This window comes from Pseudomonas sp. RIT-PI-S (assembly GCF_025642975.1).
Lineage (GTDB): Bacteria > Pseudomonadota > Gammaproteobacteria > Pseudomonadales > Pseudomonadaceae > Aquipseudomonas.
Map to the genome: position 1 here is coordinate 179623 of NZ_JANZKJ010000008.1, position 17155 is coordinate 196777.

General features: G+C 64.7%; 16 protein-coding genes. 5 read left to right on the top strand and 11 right to left on the bottom strand.

Features of this window, described 5'->3' with window-relative positions:
- Positions 1-75: 75 nt before the first annotated feature.
- The 3 genes from OGL93_RS13475 to OGL93_RS13485 all read right to left on the bottom strand — a co-directional run bounded on the left by OGL93_RS13475 (position 76) and on the right by OGL93_RS13485 (position 2062).
- Positions 76-684, bottom strand: coding sequence for a cell wall hydrolase (locus OGL93_RS13475; protein WP_263263187.1), 609 nt, complete (start codon positions 682-684; stop codon positions 76-78).
- A 218-nt stretch (positions 685-902) separates the two neighbouring features.
- Positions 903-1367 (bottom strand): hypothetical protein, encoded by a 465-nt coding sequence (locus OGL93_RS13480; RefSeq protein ID WP_263263188.1) that lies wholly within the window; start codon positions 1365-1367, stop codon positions 903-905.
- Between the two features lie 122 nt (positions 1368-1489).
- Positions 1490-2062, bottom strand: a complete 573-nt coding sequence (locus OGL93_RS13485) for an acyl-homoserine-lactone synthase (protein ID WP_263263189.1) — start codon at positions 2060-2062, stop codon at positions 1490-1492.
- A 164-nt stretch (positions 2063-2226) separates the two neighbouring features.
- On the opposite strand from OGL93_RS13485, the gene OGL93_RS13490 reads away from it, so the two are divergent.
- The gene (locus OGL93_RS13490) at positions 2227-2466 is read left to right on the top strand and encodes a hypothetical protein (protein ID WP_263263190.1); all 240 of its coding nucleotides are present in this window, start codon (positions 2227-2229) and stop codon (positions 2464-2466) included.
- Here the strand turns inward: OGL93_RS13490 and OGL93_RS13495 are convergent.
- From OGL93_RS13495 to OGL93_RS13525, 7 genes are all read right to left on the bottom strand, one after another.
- A complete protein-coding gene (locus OGL93_RS13495; RefSeq protein ID WP_263263191.1) occupies positions 2422-3138 on the bottom strand; it encodes a LuxR family transcriptional regulator in 717 nt (238 codons plus the stop codon). The two genes, OGL93_RS13490 and OGL93_RS13495, sit on opposite strands and share 45 nt — an antisense overlap.
- A gap of 474 nt (positions 3139-3612) precedes the next feature.
- On the bottom strand, positions 3613-4194 hold the full coding sequence (locus OGL93_RS13500; RefSeq protein ID WP_263263193.1) for a DUF3237 domain-containing protein: 582 nt from the start codon (positions 4192-4194) through the stop codon (positions 3613-3615).
- 61 nt (positions 4195-4255) lie between these two features.
- Positions 4256-6106, bottom strand: coding sequence for a CocE/NonD family hydrolase (locus tag OGL93_RS13505; protein WP_263263195.1), 1851 nt, complete (start codon positions 6104-6106; stop codon positions 4256-4258).
- Positions 6107-6131: 25 nt separating this feature from the next.
- Positions 6132-6860 carry a TorF family putative porin gene (locus tag OGL93_RS13510; RefSeq protein ID WP_263263196.1) on the bottom strand — a complete coding sequence of 243 codons (729 nt, stop codon included), beginning with the start codon at positions 6858-6860 and terminating at the stop codon, positions 6132-6134.
- Positions 6861-6986: 126 nt separating this feature from the next.
- Positions 6987-7448: a DUF3237 domain-containing protein gene (locus OGL93_RS13515; protein ID WP_263263198.1), complete on the bottom strand. Its 462-nt coding sequence runs from the start codon at positions 7446-7448 to the stop codon at positions 6987-6989.
- Positions 7441-8541 carry a polyamine ABC transporter substrate-binding protein gene (locus OGL93_RS13520; protein ID WP_263263199.1) on the bottom strand — a complete coding sequence of 367 codons (1101 nt, stop codon included), beginning with the start codon at positions 8539-8541 and terminating at the stop codon, positions 7441-7443. Before OGL93_RS13520 ends, OGL93_RS13515 begins: the two co-directional genes overlap by 8 nt.
- A gap of 38 nt (positions 8542-8579) precedes the next feature.
- Complete coding sequence (locus tag OGL93_RS13525) at positions 8580-9818, bottom strand: serine hydrolase (RefSeq protein ID WP_263263201.1); 1239 nt, start codon at positions 9816-9818, stop codon at positions 8580-8582.
- 129 nt (positions 9819-9947) lie between these two features.
- On the opposite strand from OGL93_RS13525, the gene OGL93_RS13530 reads away from it, so the two are divergent.
- The 4 genes from OGL93_RS13530 to OGL93_RS13545 all read left to right on the top strand — a co-directional run bounded on the left by OGL93_RS13530 (position 9948) and on the right by OGL93_RS13545 (position 15406).
- On the top strand, positions 9948-10553 hold the full coding sequence (locus tag OGL93_RS13530) for a TetR/AcrR family transcriptional regulator (RefSeq protein ID WP_263263202.1): 606 nt from the start codon (positions 9948-9950) through the stop codon (positions 10551-10553).
- Positions 10554-10672: 119 nt separating this feature from the next.
- A complete protein-coding gene (locus tag OGL93_RS13535; protein ID WP_263263203.1) occupies positions 10673-12052 on the top strand; it encodes an FAD/NAD(P)-binding protein in 1380 nt (459 codons plus the stop codon).
- Between the two features lie 415 nt (positions 12053-12467).
- On the top strand, positions 12468-12593 hold the full coding sequence (locus OGL93_RS13540) for a hypothetical protein (protein ID WP_263263205.1): 126 nt from the start codon (positions 12468-12470) through the stop codon (positions 12591-12593).
- A gap of 167 nt (positions 12594-12760) precedes the next feature.
- A complete protein-coding gene (locus tag OGL93_RS13545; protein ID WP_263263207.1) occupies positions 12761-15406 on the top strand; it encodes an excinuclease ABC subunit UvrA in 2646 nt (881 codons plus the stop codon).
- A 58-nt stretch (positions 15407-15464) separates the two neighbouring features.
- Here OGL93_RS13545 and OGL93_RS13550 read toward each other — a convergent pair whose 3' ends face one another.
- Complete coding sequence (locus tag OGL93_RS13550; protein WP_263263208.1) at positions 15465-17039, bottom strand: sensor domain-containing diguanylate cyclase; 1575 nt, start codon at positions 17037-17039, stop codon at positions 15465-15467.
- Positions 17040-17155 lie beyond the last annotated feature (116 nt).

Genomic DNA, 17155 nt, shown 5'->3' on the forward strand with positions numbered 1-17155 from the left:
CAGCCCGCGAACTGGGCCGCGCCGCCAATCCCGGCCGTGGCCCCATGTGCTACAACACTGAACGCCAGTGCGTGATCACTGCGTAGCCCTGCGCGGCTTATAGAACACGAACTTGTCCGTGGCGCCGGTGCGGATGTAGGTCTTGCCCCAGCCGGGGGCGACCTTGCGGTCATGGAAGTACAGGGCGCCGCCGGTGTGGTCCGCAAGCTGTTGGTTAAGGGCCTTGCCGGCGATGGCCTTGGCCAGGGTATAGCGGTCTTCTTCCTGCACTTGGTCTGAACGGCCGTCGCACCACCAGGAAAACTGGCAGTTCTTCTGCTCCACCCCCTGCTTGACCACCCCGCAAACGGTATCGGCAAAGCCCTCGTGGCCAAGGCGGTTCATCACCACGTTGGCCACGGCCTCCATGTTGGTTTCGCTGCCACCCTTGGCTTCCCAATAAACGGTGCGGGCCAAACAGGTGATGGCGTCGTCCACGGACTCGCGCCCGGCCGGGTCCACGGCCTGGACCTCGGTGCTGCTGAGGGTTTCCCGGGGCGGGGGCGGCGCATCGTTGGCGGCGCTCTGTTCCAGCACCTGGGCCTTGGTCTCGGCGGCGCCGCCGGGTGCGTCGGCTTGGGCGCAGGGTAGGGTGGACACGATCACAACGGCGGCAAGGCAGAGGGCAGAGGCAATGCGGCGCATGGTCGAACCTATAGGGTGATTCGCACGGGTAGGCTGGGTGCGGCAGGGCCAAACCTTTTTGTTGTGAGCTGCCGGCCAGGGCCGCGAAGCCGTGTGCGGCTTCGCTCAAAGGATCGACAAGCGCAGCGGCGAATCATTCCACAAGGCCGGTGGTTCGTCATAACGGCGCCGTGGCTGCCGGCATGGCAGGCGTGGAACACGTTGGGGTTGCGCCGTGCTCAGGCGGTCACGCCCTCTGCGGTTTCGGCAATGGCCAGCATCACGGATAGGGCGATGACCTCTGCGGCGTGCTGGACCTCGGCCAGCTCCAGGTGGGACGGCGCGATGCGCAAGTGCCGTTCACTAGGATCGTGGCCCTGGCAATGCGTGGCGCCGGCAGGGGGCATTTTCACGTTCGCCTGGCTGGCAAGGTCCACAACGCGCCTGGCCAGGCCCACGGGGACTTCCAGCGAAATGAAATAGCCGCCCGCGGGGGTGGACCATTCCACGCCCTTCAGCCCCGCCAGTCGATCGCGGAACGTCTGCTCCACGGCGGCGAACTTCTCGCGCAGCAGGCGACCGTGGCGTGCCATGTGCGCCCTGACCGTCGCGGCATCTTTGAACATCAATAAATGCCGCACCTGATTGACCTTGTCGGGCCCGATGGTTTTGTATTTCCGGCAGCCCAGCCACCACGCCACCATGGCTTTGTAGAGATAATCCTGCGTAGTTGATCGCCGCCCAGGCTGAAGCGGCGGGAGAAGCAGGCTGATGATCTATTATCCCGAGCACTTATCAACCTACCGGTTTGATAGGGTGAAACGTATTATTCCGCCAATGCGTTCAATGTCTTGGTATTGAGTTGTATGCTCAGCGCCACCGCGCGTTCCACGCCGATCACCCTGGCCGGGCCCAGGCGGCGCACATCGAGGCCTAGCCGGATCAGCAGCTTTTCCACGCCCACGGTGGTAACTGTCACGAAGTTGACCAGGCCGCGGTTCACCCCGAACTGCACCACGGCCCTGATAGCGGTCAATGACCGCTGGGAAAACGTCCCTGCTTTTGCGGCGTTCTGTTCGATGGCGAACCGGCTGAGCTCCCAGGTGCCCTCGGCACGAGGCGCCGGATCCCCGTTCAGCAATTCCGGGAAGGTATCGGCCAACATGTTGGGGCCGAGCGTTGGCAACAGGCGCCAGCACCCATAGACGCTGCCCTTGTCATCGGCTTCTCCCAGGATCATGTAGTACGGGTCCAGAGCGTCGTACCCGTCGATCTCCATACCTGCGATCACACTCACGTCCCATTCTTTCTTGTCCCGGAATATCTTCGCTCTGAGTGTATGCATCTGCTGAAGTCGCGATGCGTTGAAGTTGGCCCTTCGATCGATTGCAATGTCCATCTTGCTCACCTCCCGTGAAAGTGAGCGTTTTATATATCCACACTGGATAATTGGCACCCTATCAATCTGGTAGCTAGCGCTGCGAGCGTGCTGTTACGCACTATGGGTTTTTCAGGTTTAGCGGTGTGTCTATGTTGTTCGATAAAACTATCGTAAGGCGGGCAATGGATGTTCGTATCCGGGCTGGCAAGAGCCAAGGCGCATTCTGGCAAATGTTCGGGCTGAGCCAGCCCGCGGCCAGCCGCTTGGAATGCGCGCGCCGCGGCTCACCCGCATTGCTGGTATTGCTCCGGCTTTACCTGGCAGGGCGTATCGGCGATGCGGACCTGGCCGCCATCGCAAGCGGTGAGGCGGTGCCGTCACGGCGAAATGAGGTCCAGCTGCATGGCCCTGGCGACAGCTAGCCGTCGTGAAGACACCTTCAGTTTTCGGCGGATGTTTTTGAAATGAAACTCAACGGCCGGCTCACTGATGCCCAGGATCGTCCCGATCTCCCATGACGTTTTGCCAAATGCCGCCCAGCTGAGAATTTCCCGCTCCCGGGGGGTGAGATGAGGGCGGGCGCACTGTGTCGCCGCCAGGAAGCTCGCGCCACTGGCCATCGCATAGTCGCGCAACAGCACTGCGTCGCCGAGCGAGGCCTGTACCTGCGCCAGGTATTCGCCCTTGGGTGCCGCGTCGCAGCTGAGGCTGAGCATGCCCACCTGGCCCTGTGGCCCGTGGATAGGCAGTGTCAGGCCGTGGCTGAGGCCAGCAGCGGCGGCCTCTTCGGCAAACTGCCGCTGCGCGTCGTTGCGATACAGCTCCGGTACCCAGATCAGCGGCAGCGCCGAGGCGAAGCTGTGGCTGACCGTTGGGTCCACGCTGGCGTACCCCGCCGCGTCGTACCGGCGGCGCCACGCTTGGTGAAAATTGCCAAGCACCACCGCGGCGGCATTGGGTGCGTCTTTGCCCGGCTTCAACCCGAACAGCACGCGAGTATACCCAAGCTTGTTCGCCGCGCCGGTGAGTATGTCCAGCCAAGCGTCGGTATTCGCGGCGCTCAACAGTTGCAGGCAATCGTCTAGCAGGCCCATGGATACACATCACCGGCGCAGCCAGGCGTGGCTCGCGAAACGTCAGCCGGGCAAGCGGTGGTACACAACGACGATAAGGAGATGGTCATGCGTGCGGATTACCTCTTGGCAAACGTGCAGCGGGTTGTATGGTGCTGGACCTGTAGCGCAAGCAGGCGGCTGCGTTGCGCGCAGCGGCAACCGGGCGCGCCGGGCCCACGCCTGCCTATATAAGGAAGGGGGCAATCGAGGTGGACGAGGCGGTGCTGACATCAGCGGGAAACCCTTCCGGCGCGCGTTTCGTACCGGTATTCAATGCATGAGATAGGATCCTAAATATCCTATATCACAAAATGTGTGCGGGTTTGAGGGTTTCAGCAGTTCAGGGGAGCGGGGGGAGGCTGCCTGTTCACTCGGCCGTACACCAAGCAAGCAGGCAGCCGTTCAGCGCAAGAGCAGCGGCACTGGCCTACCGAATGGCAGGCGCCAGGGCCTTCAGTTGCCGCCGACCTTGTACACGCTGATCAGCACCTCATGCTCGCTGAGGCCGTCGATGGTGCCGACGAAGATATTGTCGCCCAGCCAGTCGTACTGCCCCGGCTGGGTCTTGAAGGAAGGGATAGTGCGGCAATACACGTCGCCGTCGGCGAGGTCCTTGAGCCCAAGGCCCTTGTCCTTCTTGGCCTGGCCGGCCTCGCTCAGGCGCCAGATGCCGGCGTTGTGAATGATGATGACCTGGCCGTCGCTGGTTTTGAGGCGGTACAGCGCGTCGATCAGGGTGGTTTTGTCGCTGCGCTCCACGGACATGTCGGCGCCGCCGGGAATAACGCTGCCGCTCATGCCCTTGCCCACGAACGTGCCGCCGATGATCGGGTAGTTCACCCGGTGGCCGTCATCGCCGGCACCCATGTCCTCCTGCGGGCCGAGCTGCACGTCGATCTGCATCACCAGTTCGTTGCTCAGGCGTTGCGGCTTGGTTTCCTTGAGGGTCATGGCAGAAGCGCCTTGCAGGCTGAACAGCGCGGCAAGGCTCAGGGCGCAGAGGGCGCGACGCCGCAGGTAGGTAGGCTTTGGCATAGAGGTCTCGCTTGGTCAGGGAAAAGGCGGCGCCGACGGCCGGCGCCGTTCGGTCATCGGGTCAAGGCAGTGGGTCTGGCCGGCACGGCTGCTTGAGCAGGGTGCCGCAGGCCGGTTGAGCGACCGGTACCTTCACGTCCGCCAGGGTGCCCAGCAGCAACCGCGAGGGATGGGCGGCGTCGTGCAGCACTTTCACGTGCGCCGGGAGCGAGAAGGTATCGAAGCCATAGCCACCGGTACGGCTGGGAGCGTCGATCCACAGCCGTAGGCGAGAACCCTGGCGCAGCACCTGGGAGAACGGCGGCAGCTCGACCCGCGCCAGCACGGGTTGGTCAGGCAGCAACGGTTGCAAGGCGTCGGGCTCGTCCAGCCGCCACGGGCGCAGGGACGTGGCGTGGCGGGGGTCCTGCTGGCGGGACGACAGCCGCAGCCAGCCGCGTTGTACGTACATTTCCTGGCCATCGGGCAACACCTGGGTGACGGTCACCTGCACATCCAGGTCGGGCACCAGCACGGCGGAGAGCCATACATCCGCGCTGGCGCTGCCGTAGGTGACCAGGTCGCGTTGCAGCGGCGCGCTGGTGTAGGCCAGGCTGCCGCCCTTGAAGCGTGGGTCCTGCGGGCCCCAGGCATTGTCGCGCAGGTAGGTGTTTACCTCTGGCCCGGGCACCGGGTAGTCGTATTCGTCCGCCGGGCCCGCGGGCTGGCCGGTTTGCGCAAGGCTGCCCTGCGCGCCCAGGCTGAAGCTGACCGGGGTGACCGCCAATGGGTAGCGGTCGCGCTCGAAGGTCCATCCGGGCCGGGCGCTTTCATTCGGCTCGTGGCGGCCGCCCTGGCGCTCGGCGGTGGTTTCTTCCCACACTTCCATATGCGGCTTGCTTTCGAAGCCATTGTTCACGCCTTTGACGAAGTGGTCGAAGAACGCCAGCAGCTTCTCCCGGAACCGGGTCGCTTCATACAGGTTATGCGGGCCGTTGGACTGCACCATCCACAACTGCTCGGGCTTGAGCGTGTCCTGGTAGTAGCCCTCCCGGGCCATCACGGCCTCGTCCTGCCAGGTTTGCATCGACAACACAGGCACCTGGATGCGCTGGGTGCGGTCGCGCGGGCTGCGCTGCTTGACCCAGTCGTCACGCAGGGGATGGCGCGCTAGCTGGTAGGTGAGCGAGTGTTTCACCACATCGGCCTGGTTCTGCGCCACCTGGGCCAGGCAGCGCTGGTCGCCCTCAGCCTTGGCGCTGGCCTTGACCGCTTCCCAGCGCTGGTCCACGAACCAGTGCCAACTGGTGACGAATTCCGGCGCTGGCACGCCGCCTGGCGCCCAGCTGTCCGCCCGGGCATCGCCCAGCACCATGCCGGGCGCGATGGCCTTGAGCGCCTTGGGCCGTTCCGAGGCGGTCATCAGCTGGGACATCCCGGCCCACGACCAGCCGAACATCCCCACCTTGCCGTCGGACCAACTTTGCGCCGCGGCAAAGTCGATGGCGTCGCGGCCATCGGTGCCGTAGCGCGGGCCGAGGAAATCGAACGTGCCCTGTGAGCAACCGGTGCCGCGGGCGGATACCCCCATCACCGCGTAGCCTTGCTCTACCAGTTGTTTGTCCAGGGCCACCGAGAAGGTTTCGTTGTCGCCCAGGTAGGCCGCGCCGCCGATGCTGCCGGTGTCATAGCCGCTGTAGCGAACCAGCACCGGGAACTTGCCTTGCGCCTTGGGCAGTAATACCGAATAGCGCAGTTCAGTGCCGTCGGCGGCCTTTATATAACCCGTGACCCGCTTGGCCCAGAACGGTTGCCATTGACGTTCCGCTACTGCCGGGGGTGCGCCCGGCACTTCGTCGTTGCCGGCACATGCCAGCTGGCTGGCCATGGCCAAGCCTACCGCCAAGGTCGCGGTCAGATACTTCGGATGCATGGAAACTCCTCGAGGCGTCAAACGCTTAAAACTTTTTCGAAACCGACCACACCACGGTGGCCGAACACACGTCGTTGTAGCCAAACACTGAAGCGCATTCATGGCGCGACAGGTCGGTGTCGATATAGGCGGCGCGCCACTCCAGGCCGAAGGCCCGTTTGTTCAGGCCCACCTGCCAATCTCGATACGTGCTGCGGCGCGAGCCGTCGCCGGCGGCATAGATGTCGTCCTTGTTGTCGTTGTAGCCATAACGCACGTCGAGCAGGCTCTCGTAAGGCAACGGCAGCGCATAACCGACCCAGGTGATCATGCGGTCGTCGCCGAACGGCTTGATGTCGGTGGCGTACTTGACGCCCAGGGTCGCGCCGTAGGCGGTCAGGGTGCCGATCCATTCGCCGTAGTTGAATTGGCTGTCGTGGGGGTATTCGTACTCGATGCGCAATACCGTGGCGACCACGTTCGGCGCGAGCGCCCGGGTGATGCCGGCGTAGTAGTCCGACTCTCGCCGCGCCCGGGTGCCGAAGTTGACGTTGGTGTTGAACACGCCGGCGAACAGCCCGCTGCTGTGGACCAGGGTGGTATCCAGCCAAAGGGCCGGGTCCCCCTGGGTAAGGCTGAAACCACCCACGCGATAATCGCTCAAGGCCGTAACGCGTACATCCAGGGTGAAGTCTTTATTCAGTTCAATGGCATGGCTGGGGAGGGCGCATGCCAATAAAGGCAATGCCGCCAACCTTGGGATCGGGCACTTCATGGTTCTGCTCCGGCTTGTTGTCGTTTGAATGGCAGAGAAGTTTCGAAGTTGTCTGTATTGTTGTTGTTTTACAGTGGGGTACGGCGCCGATTCATTGTTCTGGTAATGCAAGTTTCGGAGTGGCGTTTAAATCAACTTGTAAACATCGATGGCTACTTCATATAAGCCCGGGTAATACACCGCGCTTACGAATACATGTTGTTGCAACCAACTTAGGTGCGGCGCCTCGGTGGCGAAGCTGGTAGTGCAACGGCAGCAATACTCGGCGGGGTCTATCGGCCATTGCCCCCGCGCCAGTTCCGTACCCCTGGCGGTCAGCCGCAGCAGCCCCCGGTTGTGAATGGCGATGCGGCTGCCGTCTTCGCAGCGCAAGTGATAGCGGGCATCGAGCACGCCCAGGCCATCCGCGCGTTCCAGGTAATGGTCGGCGCCACCGGGCGGCACGCTGCCAGCGATGCCCGAGCCCTGAAACTCGCCGCCGAGGATCGGGTAGTCGATCCGTTCCCCCTCGGGGCCGCGCCCCACGGGCACGCCTTGGCCAATGATCGCGCGTATGCGCAGCGCAGCCTCCAGGCACGCCTCAGACATCGCTGCGGATCCGGTTCCAGATGCGCGTCATCAGCCTTTGCAGCGCCATGCTTGGTGGCTCGAAGCGAAACAGCAGATGGCGCTGGGCCTCGGGCACGAACAGGTTCTGGTCTTGCAACAGGGCTGGGTCGATCTTGCCGGCCGACCCCGCATTGGGGTTGGGATAGCCGATCTGGTTGGTGACCCGCGCGATCACTTCAGGCTCGAGCAGGTAGTCGATGAAGGCGTGGGCCTGGGCCAGGTGGGTGGCGCCCTTGGGGATGACCATTTCATCGGACCACATCAGCGTGCCTTGGCGCGGCAACGCCATGCGGATGTCATTGCCGTTGTTAGCGGCCAACGCCATGTTGCGCGCCGCCAGCATGCCGCCAGACCAGCCCACCGCCACGCAGATGTCACCGTTGGCCAGGTCCTGGCCGAATTTCGAGGAGTTGAAGTAGCGGATGTACGGGCGGATCGACTTGAGCAGCGCCTCGGCCTTGGCGTAATCCTCTTCGCGCTGGCTGTTAGGGTTCAGCCCCAGGTAGTTCAGTGCGATGGGCAGGATTTCGTCCGGGCTGTCGAGGAAGGCCACCCCGCACTGGGCCAGCTTGGCGATGTTCTCCGGCTTGAACAGCAGGTCGTAGTCGCGCATATCGACGTTCGGCCCCAGCGCGGCGGTGACCTTGGCCTGGTTGTAGCCGATCAGCGTGGTGCCCCATAGGTAGGGCACTGCATAGGCATTGCCGGGATCCAGCGCTTCGTGCTGCTGCATGAAGCGGGCGTCCAGGTTGCTCCAGTGAGGAAGCTGCGCGCGGTCCAGCGGCATGACCGCCTTGGCCGCGATCAGGTGGGGTATCTGGCTGCTGCTGGGGAAGGCGATGTCGTAGCCCGAGGAGCCGGTGAGCATTCGGGCTTCGAGGGTTTGCGGGCTGTCGAACACGTCGTAGGTAACGCTGATGCCGGTGCGGTGTTCGAAGTCCTGCAGCACGTCTTTGGGCAGGTACTCGATCCAGTTATAGATGCGCAGTTCGCCGCCGGGGCCGGCGAGGGCGGCAAGGCTGGCGGTGCTCAGTAGCAAACCGGTCACGCTGTGTCTGATCCAGTGGTTCATAAACCTGTCCCATGTGTGAGGGTGCGGTGACTTGCCTGTTATAGAGAGGCCGCGAGCGCCCGTACCAGCCGAGCGGTGTCGATGTCCAGCGGGCCCTCGGCGGTCGGCATGGAGGATTGTTTGACGATCACCACGTCGCGGGCGAAATCCACGTAGAGCCATTGACCGTGGATGCCTACCGCCAGCAGTGCTTCGCCGGGGTAGACGTACCACTGGCTTTTATAGGTAGCGCCGGGGGTCCAGGCGGCGAAGTCGCGGTTGGCGGCATAGATCGCCGGGTCCCCGCCGGCCAGCACCGCGTCGATGGCGGCAGCGGGCACCAGCTGGTGCCCCTGTGCCTGGCCGTGGGCGAGGACCATCGCACCGTAGCGGGCCATGTCGCGCAGCGTGGCGTTGAAGCCTGCACCGGCGATGCTGCGGCCCCACGGGTCGGCGATGAAAAAACCGTCGCGTTCACAGCCAAGGCCCCGCCACAAGGCTTCGAGCTGCTCGGCGCAGGCGATGCCGCTGGCGCGTTCCATCACCCAGGCCAGGGCCTCGGTGGTCGCGGTTACATAGTGGAAGAAGCCGCCGTGCTCGCCGCGCTTGCGCATGCCAGGCAGGTAGGCGTACAGCGAAGGGGAGGGCGTGATGCCCGCTGGCGCGGGGGTCAGCCCGCAGGCATAGCCGAACTGCGAGGCCCCGGAGGTGGGGTCGTCGTAGGCCTCGTCGTAATCGATGGCCACGGCCATGTCCAACAGCTGGCGCACGCTGGCATCGGCGAAGGCGCTGCCGTCGAATTCAGGAACGTAGTGCCGCGCCGGCAGCGCCGGGTTCAAGGTGCCGTCGAGGATCAACCCTTCGGCCAGCAGCCCGATCAACGACTTGGTGACCGAGAACATGATGTGCCGCTTGTGCGCCTGATGGCCGTGGAAGTACTGCTCGGCCACCACCTGGCCCGCTTTCATCACCAGCCAACCGTCTGTGCAGGTCGCTTGCAGGTGCTGCTCCAGCGCCACCTGCTGGCCAGTGGCGCTTTCGAAGGTAAAGCCTGAGAGCGAGCCGCTGGCCGCCGGCAGCGGTGAAGGCCGATCCCCACCCTTGCGCACGGTGATGCTGGGGCGAATGCGCCCTAGGTTTTTGAACGCCCAACGGTTGTAGGGGGGCCGCATGAAGTTATGCCAAGTCACCCGCGCTTCGAGCGCCGGCGGGAAGCCCTGCATGAGCGGCTCGGCGCTCGCAGCCTGGGCGGCGCTGGCGTAGGCCTGGGTCAAGTGGTGGGACAGTTCGGACTGCATCGCGGCCATCTCTTGGCTGATCGGTGCGCTGAGTTTTATCCATGTAAAAACTTATAGTCAACTAAAAATATTGATCGAAATAGAAAATTGCCTAGAATCACAGCCTTACGAATGTGACGGGAAGCAGCGATGGCTGGGCTACGTGCGAGGCAAAAGGAACAGCGCCGCGAGGCAATCGTTGGTGCCGCCCGGGTATTGTTTGAAACCCATGGGTTCATGGCCACGACCGTGGAGCAGATCGCCGTGGATGCCGGGGTGTCTACGCCTACGGTGTTCAATTACTTCGGCAGCAAGCAGGAAATCCTCCTGGCGCTGGTGCAGCAGGCGGACCGCCAGGCTATCGCCGATGCCCGCCAACAGATGCCTGCCTTCGACGACCCGGTAGACGCCCTGTGCCACCTGGAGCGGTTGATCGTGCAACACGAGCTGGCGGCGCTGCCCGCATCCATCTGGCGTGAAGTGATGGCCCTGGGGTTCAGCGCCAGCGTGCCGGAAGTGATGGTCTCGCTGAACGAGGGGCTGGTGGCGGAGATCGCCTGCCTGCTGCAGGACCTGCAAGCGCAAGGCAAGCTCGGCGCCTCGGTGGACGTGGCCTTCGTGGCGTATTTCCTTAACGACTACTGCTCGATGCTGTTCATGCGCCTTGTGCAGCAGGAGGTGCCGGACTTGGCCGCCCACGCCGGGCGCGTTCGCCAGTTGACCGAAACCGTGTTCCGGGGCCTTGCCCCGCGCTAGAGCGCAGGCTGCACCTTGGGCTGGCCAACGCAACGCACGGAGGGCATGCGCCGGCCCACGAGCGCGACCCAGGCTCGGTGTACCATGGCGGCCATTCGATAGCGGAAGGACGCGCAGCCTTGACGAACGCCGACGTACTTATCATTGGGGGCGGCCTGAGCGGTACCTTGCTGGCCATGCAGCTGCTGCGCCTGCCTGGCGCGCGGCACATCGTGGTGTTCGAGCCCCGCGCCGAGCTGGGCCGTGGCGAGGCTTACAGCGCCACCGAACTGGGCCATACCCTCAACGCCAACGCGGCCCGCATGAGTGTGGACCCCGACGCTCCCGACGACCTCACCCACTGGCTGGCGGCACACATCGCCGCGGGCGGCTGGCCGGAGGCTGCCGCGCAGGCTGTGCCGGTGGCTGAGCTGTTTCCGCCGCGGGCGCTGTTTGGCCGTTATGCCCAGCGACGGCTCGACGAAGCACTGGCAGCGGCGCCGCGCTCGAGCGTCGAGCATGTGCGGGCCGAGGTGGTGGACCTGTTCACCCACCAGGGCGGTGCCTGCGTGGAGGTGGAAGGTGGCAAGCGCTGGTTCGCGCCGCGGGCGGTGCTGGCCACCGGCGTGTTCGCGGCGTCACGCACGCGCCGGGCCGGTGCCGGCCTGGCCACGGCTTTCGCCGGCCTGGACCCGTGGGATGTGAACGCCATGGCGCAGGTCCCGGCGAACGGGCGGGTACTAATCGTAGGCGCCGGGTTGACCATGATCGATGCGCTGGTGTCGCTGCAACAGGCAGGGCACCGTGGGCCGATCCAGGTGTTCTCGCGCCATGGGCTGTTGCCGCAGCCGCGGCGCCAGCCACCGCCTTGGCCAGACTTCCTCGCCCAGACGCTCCATGCCAGCCCGCGCCAGCTCTCGGCCGAGCTGCGCCGGCAGTGCCGCCTGGCGCAAGCGCAGGGGGTGGACTGGCAAGCGCCACTGGACACCGTGCGTGCGCACGTGGGGCGATTGTGGAGCCACGCCAGCGAGTTTCAGCGCCGGCAGTTCGTGCGCCATCTGCGGCCTTGGTGGGAAAGCCATCATCACCGGTCGCCCCCCTTGGGCGCGGCGTTGCTCGCCCACTTGCAAGCCGCCGGCCGGCTGCACATCGAGGCAGCCGCGCTGCTCGAAGCTACCGGGCTGCCGGAGGGCGTGCAGTTGCTCATCCGCCGCAGAGGGGAGCAGCAGCCGGTAGTGGTTCAAGGTTGCGCGGTAATCAACTCCAGCGGCATCGAATACGACTGGCGCCGGGTAGACAAACCGCTGCCGCGGCAATTACTGGCTCGTGGGTTGGTGCGGCCTGGGCCACTGGCGTTGGGGATCGACGCTCACGCCAGCGGTGCGGTGGTGGACGCGCAAGGCTCGGTTTCGCAGGTTTTATTTGCCCTTGGCCCACCCCTGCGCGGGCTGTGGTGGGAAAGCACGGCAGTGACCGATGTGGCAGCACAGGCCCAGGCCTTGGCCAGGCTTTTCAGCTGATGTTTCAGGGTTGTTCAGGACTGTAACAGAACCGACATTGGGCAAATGGCCACGCCAGCGGATTGGCGACGGAAATCCGCTGGAAAGGCCCTTGAAGAGAACATTTCTCAAATAGTGGCATTTTGAAAAAGTTCATACAGAACAACAAGTTATAGTTCCCATCCGGAAAATGAAGGCAACCCGCCATGTTCCCGACGATCGGTAGGTTGCTCCCCATTGTTTTCCTACTCACGGCATGCGCAGAATCGGCCCAGTTTTCCAATAGATGTCCGTCTGGCCTCGCAAAGGAGTGTTGGCAATGATGAGTGTTTTCGTGATGGTGATGAGCGTGTGCACAGCGACGGAAGGGTGCTTGGAGGAGACTCGGCCAACGGCCTATGCCTCTCGGGCCGAATGTATGGAAACGGTGACTACGATGCCCACTAGCAAGGGCGTCAAATACCGTTGTTCAACCACCCCGCAGATCATGGTGAGCGAGGCGCGACGAGCGACCCAGCCGCACCTGGTCAGTACCTCGACCGAGGTGCCGATCAAGCCTTGATCTGGACAGGAGCGGGCCACGCCCACGAATCGGCAGCGAAGCCAGGTTTAAAGTCCTATTCGCGAGTTTTGCCCGCTCTGACCGCCTCCTTTCACCGCGCCAGCGGCTGAACGATCCTTCCCCGCCGTAGATCGAACCCTTCTGTTCGGTACAGCAGGGAAACCTCCATGACTTCCACGCCTGATGCCTCCCGGAACCCCTCCGGCAGCGGCTTTGTGCGGGTGCGCGGCGCCCGTGAGCACAACCTTAAGAATGTGAGCGTGGACATCCCCCGCGATGCCCTCGTGGTTTTCAGTGGCGTGTCCGGCTCGGGCAAGTCTTCCCTGGCGTTCGCGACGCTGTATGCCGAAGCGCAGCGCCGTTACTTCGAATCCGTCGCGCCTTATGCGCGGCGGTTGATCGACCAGGCGGGCGTGCCCGATGTAGACGCCATCGAAGGGCTGCCGCCGGCGGTAGCGTTGCAGCAACAGCGCGGCACGCCCAACGCACGTTCGTCGGTAGGCAGCGTGACGACCCTGTCGAGCCTGATCCGCATGCTCTATTCGCGCGCTGGCAGCTACCCCTCCGGGCAACCGATGCTGTACGCCGAGGACTTTTCCGCCAATACCCCACAGGGCGCCTGCGCGCATTGCCACGGCCTGGGCCGGGTGTTCGACGTCAGCGAAGCTTCGCTGGTGCCGGACCCCTCCCTAACCATCCGTGAGCGGGCAGTCGCGGCCTGGCCCACGGCCTGGCAAGGGCAGAACCTGCGCGACATCCTGGTGACGCTCGGGTATGACGTGGACATTCCCTGGCGTGACCTGCCCAAGGCGCAGCGCGAGTGGATTCTGTTCACCGAAGAAACCCCCACGGTGCCGGTGTACGCCGGGCTGACCCCAGAGCAGACCCAACAGGCGCTGCGGCGCAAGCTCGAGCCCAGCTACCAGGGCACCTTCACCGGCGCCCGGCGCTATGTGCTGCACACGTTCAGCCACAGCCAGAGCGCGATGATGCGCAAGCGAGTGGGGCAATTCATGCGCGCCAGCCCTTGCCCGGAATGCCAGGGCAAGCGGCTTAAGCCCGAAGCCTTGAGCGTGCGGTTTGCCGGGCTGGACATCGCCGAACTCTCCCGCCTGCCGCTGCAAGCACTGGCCGAGCTGCTGGCACCCGTGGCCGCTGCCGAGTACCTCACGGCAGGCGAGGAGGGCGGCGACATCTTGACCCATGCTCAGACGCGTGAGGCTCGCGACCGGCGGGTGGCCAGCGGTGGCAGCGCTCACGCCAGCGGCAAGGAGGTGCGTTACACGCCGAACCTGTCCATCGAAAAGCGCCTGGCAGCCCAACGCATTGCCCAAGAGCTGCTCGAGCGGCTGGCAACCCTGACAGACCTCGGGCTGGGTTACCTGGACCTGGAGCGCAGCACACCGACGTTGTCCTCGGGCGAACTGCAGCGGCTACGCCTGGCGACTCAGCTCAACTCCCAGCTATTCGGCGTGATCTACGTGCTCGACGAACCCTCTGCCGGGCTGCACCCCGCCGACAGCCAGGCGCTGTTCGCTGCGTTGCAACGGCTCAAGCAGGCCGGCAATTCGGTATTCGTGGTAGAGCATGACCTGGACACCCTGCGTCAGGCCGACTGGCTGGTGGACGTGGGGCCAGACGCCGGCGAGCGAGGCGGCGAGGTGCTGTACAGCGGCCCGCCGAAGGGCCTGGCCGAGGTAGCGAATTCGCGCACGGGCGCGTACCTGTTCGCCCAAGGCAAGCCCAGCCAGCGTGAGCCACGCACCCCGGCCGGCTGGTTGCGGCTCGAAGGCATTACCCGCAACAACTTGAACCAACTGGATGTGGCCTTCCCGCTCAATTGCCTGACGGCGGTGACGGGCATCTCCGGCTCGGGCAAGTCCAGCCTGGTCAGCCAGGCGCTGCTCGAACTGGTCAGCGAGCAGCTGGGCCAGCCTGAACCGGCAGCCGCCGACAACGAGCACAATCTCGACGACGAGCCTTCGCAGCCAGTCGCCGGCAGGATCGTGGCCGGCATGGACCAGCTGCGGCGGCTGGTCCCGGTGGATCAAAAGCCCATCGGCCGCACGCCACGCTCGAACCTGGCGACCTATACCGGGCTGTTCGATCATGTGCGCAAGTGCTTCGCCGCCACGCCCGAAGCCCGAGCACGCGGCTTCGATGCAGGGCAATTCTCCTTCAACGTGGCCAAGGGGCGTTGCCCAACCTGTGAAGGCGAAGGCTTCGTCAGCGTGGAGTTGCTGTTCATGCCCAGCGTGTACGCCCCTTGCCCGCTGTGCCACGGGGACCGTTATAACCCCGAGACCCTGGCGGTGACCTGGCAAGGGCTGAACATCGCCCAGGTGCTGAGGCTGACAGTGGAGCAGGCGCTCGACACCTTCGCCGGCGAACCCGCGGTGCGCCGGTCGCTGGAGGTATTGCGAGACATCGGCCTGGGGTACTTGCGCCTGGGCCAGCCGGCGACGGAGCTGTCCGGCGGCGAGGCGCAGCGGATCAAGCTGGCCACCGAACTGCAGCGCAGCGCCCGCGGGGCGGCGCTCTATGTGCTCGACGAACCCACCACCGGCCTGCACCCGCAGGACGTCGACCGCTTGCTGGTGCAGTTGAACCGGCTGATCGAGGCGGGCCACACGGTCATCGTGGTGGAGCACGATATGCGGGTGGTAGCCGACAGCGATTGGGTGATCGATATCGGCCCCGGGGCAGGGGGCGCAGGTGGGCAACTGGTGGCCTGTGGTACCCCTGCCGAGGTAGCGACGTGCGCGGGCAGCAAGACGGCGCCGTTCCTGGCTCAGGCGCTGGGGCGGTCGTAGGCGTGGGGGCGGCCCTCCGGCGCAGCCGCGAATGACGACCCGGCGGGCAATCGCCCGCCTACACAGCAGGGCCGGACTGCGCCAGCTGACTGCCGCCGGCCGCGCGCCAGCGGTTGCGGCCCGAATGTTTGGCGGCGTAGAGCAGGGCGTCCGCCGCTTTGATCATGGCCGCGGGCGAGGTTTCCTGGGTTCCTGGCTCGCACACATAAACCCCGAGGCTGGCGGTGACGATGCCGCCGTTGTCCAGGTGTTCGATGCGCAGGGCACGAATGCCGTCGAGCAGGTCGTCGGCGATCTTGCAGGCGCCGTCGAAAGGCGTGTTGGGCAGCAACAGCGCCAGCTCCTCGCCGCCATAGCGCACCGCCAGGTCGCTGGTGCGGTGCACCGTGGCCGCCAGTACCGCGGCAACGGCCTTGAGGCAATCATCTCCGGCCGGGTGGCCATAGCGGTCGTTGAACAGCTTGAAGCGGTCCAGGTCGAGCATGATCATGGCCATCGGATAGTGCAGCCGTCGAGCGCGGTTGAGTTCATCCTCCAGCGCGGTATCGAGCTTGCGCCGGTTGGCAAGGCCGGTCAGGCCATCGTAGAAGGCCATCTGGCTGAGCGTCAGCTGCACCCCTCGCAGTTCGTGCTCGATGGCGATGCGGTAGCTGAACTGGCGCATCAACCCCGCCCCGAACAGGCCGATGCCGCAACCGAGCACGCCCAGCACTAGCGCAGTCTTGAACACATCCACCTTCCACGGCGCCAGCACCGATTGCCTGGACAGCGCCGCGGCGACCACCAGCGGGTAGCCGTTGACCTTGCGAAAGCCCACGAACCGGCGTTCACCATCGATGCGCGACTCCAAGTCGGCGATCCCGTCATTCATCCGCGGCAGGTAATCCTGGAACAGCTCGGAGTTCGCCAGGCTGGTGCCTATGACATTGGGGAGCAATGGGCGGCGGCCGAGCAGGGTGCCATCGGCCAGGGCGAGGACGAACACTCCGTGCTCGTCGATCTGGAAGCCTGCGTAATATTCGAGGAAGAAACCTAGCCGCATGGTGGCCAAAAACACCCCAGCGAAACTGCCGTCGGGGTTGTTGATGCGCCGCGACACGGGAATGACCGGCTCTCCAGTGCTGCGGCTGGTGATCACCGGGCCGATGTGCAAGCCGTTGCCCGGGTGGCTGCGGTGGTAGGCGAAATACTCCCGGTCGCCGTTGTTGGCGTTGGGTGGAATCTGGTCTTTGTCGGTCACCAGCCATTCGCCGTTGGCGCCATAAATGAACAGCCCATGCAGCTGTGGGAGGATTTCCACCTGATGCTTGAACAGCAGATGCAGGCGGGCTGGGTTGAGGTTCGCCAGCCCGTCGCCCTCGATGCGTTCACTGATCCCGCCAGTGACCGAGTCGACCTGGCGCAGCGCGCCCTCGGCATGTTGCGCGGTAGCCCGGGCGAGGTTGCCGGCGGAGATGCCCGCTTCGTCGATGACACGTTGGTAGTCGTGCCACAGCCTGGCCCCCTCGAGGGCGACGATGATACCAATGATACTGAGGGTGAAGAGCAGCGTGAGCCGCACTACCCTGGCTGAGCGCCGTGTGCTGGCGGGGTCGGCGTTAGCATGGAGAAGGTCGGCAGATGGTGGCGCCATCGGAGTCTCGTAAAGGGTATGCCGTTGCGGTGGTGCAACAGTCTGGCAGCGCCGGCACAAGGCGTCCACTTGGCCGCTGTCAGAGTAGAGCGGAAGGCAGCCGCGGAATTCATTCC

Bases quoted from the DNA above. Each gene is read 5' to 3' on its own strand.
- OGL93_RS13475 (WP_263263187.1), bottom strand. From the start codon at position 684: ATGCGCCGCATTGCCTCTGCCCTCTGCCTTGCCGCCGTTGTGATCGTG.
- OGL93_RS13480 (WP_263263188.1), bottom strand. From the start codon at position 1,367: ATGGTGGCGTGGTGGCTGGGCTGCCGGAAATACAAAACCATCGGGCCC.
- OGL93_RS13485 (WP_263263189.1), bottom strand. From the start codon at position 2,062: ATGGACATTGCAATCGATCGAAGGGCCAACTTCAACGCATCGCGACTT.
- OGL93_RS13490 (WP_263263190.1), top strand. From the start codon at position 2,227: ATGGATGTTCGTATCCGGGCTGGCAAGAGCCAAGGCGCATTCTGGCAA.
- OGL93_RS13495 (WP_263263191.1), bottom strand. From the start codon at position 3,138: ATGGGCCTGCTAGACGATTGCCTGCAACTGTTGAGCGCCGCGAATACC.
- OGL93_RS13500 (WP_263263193.1), bottom strand. From the start codon at position 4,194: ATGCCAAAGCCTACCTACCTGCGGCGTCGCGCCCTCTGCGCCCTGAGC.
- OGL93_RS13505 (WP_263263195.1), bottom strand. From the start codon at position 6,106: ATGCATCCGAAGTATCTGACCGCGACCTTGGCGGTAGGCTTGGCCATG.
- OGL93_RS13510 (WP_263263196.1), bottom strand. From the start codon at position 6,860: ATGAAGTGCCCGATCCCAAGGTTGGCGGCATTGCCTTTATTGGCATGC.
- OGL93_RS13515 (WP_263263198.1), bottom strand. From the start codon at position 7,448: ATGTCTGAGGCGTGCCTGGAGGCTGCGCTGCGCATACGCGCGATCATT.
- OGL93_RS13520 (WP_263263199.1), bottom strand. From the start codon at position 8,541: ATGAACCACTGGATCAGACACAGCGTGACCGGTTTGCTACTGAGCACC.
- OGL93_RS13525 (WP_263263201.1), bottom strand. From the start codon at position 9,818: ATGCAGTCCGAACTGTCCCACCACTTGACCCAGGCCTACGCCAGCGCC.
- OGL93_RS13530 (WP_263263202.1), top strand. From the start codon at position 9,948: ATGGCTGGGCTACGTGCGAGGCAAAAGGAACAGCGCCGCGAGGCAATC.
- OGL93_RS13540 (WP_263263205.1), top strand. From the start codon at position 12,468: ATGCCCACTAGCAAGGGCGTCAAATACCGTTGTTCAACCACCCCGCAG.
- OGL93_RS13545 (WP_263263207.1), top strand. From the start codon at position 12,761: ATGACTTCCACGCCTGATGCCTCCCGGAACCCCTCCGGCAGCGGCTTT.
- OGL93_RS13550 (WP_263263208.1), bottom strand. From the start codon at position 17,039: ATGGCGCCACCATCTGCCGACCTTCTCCATGCTAACGCCGACCCCGCC.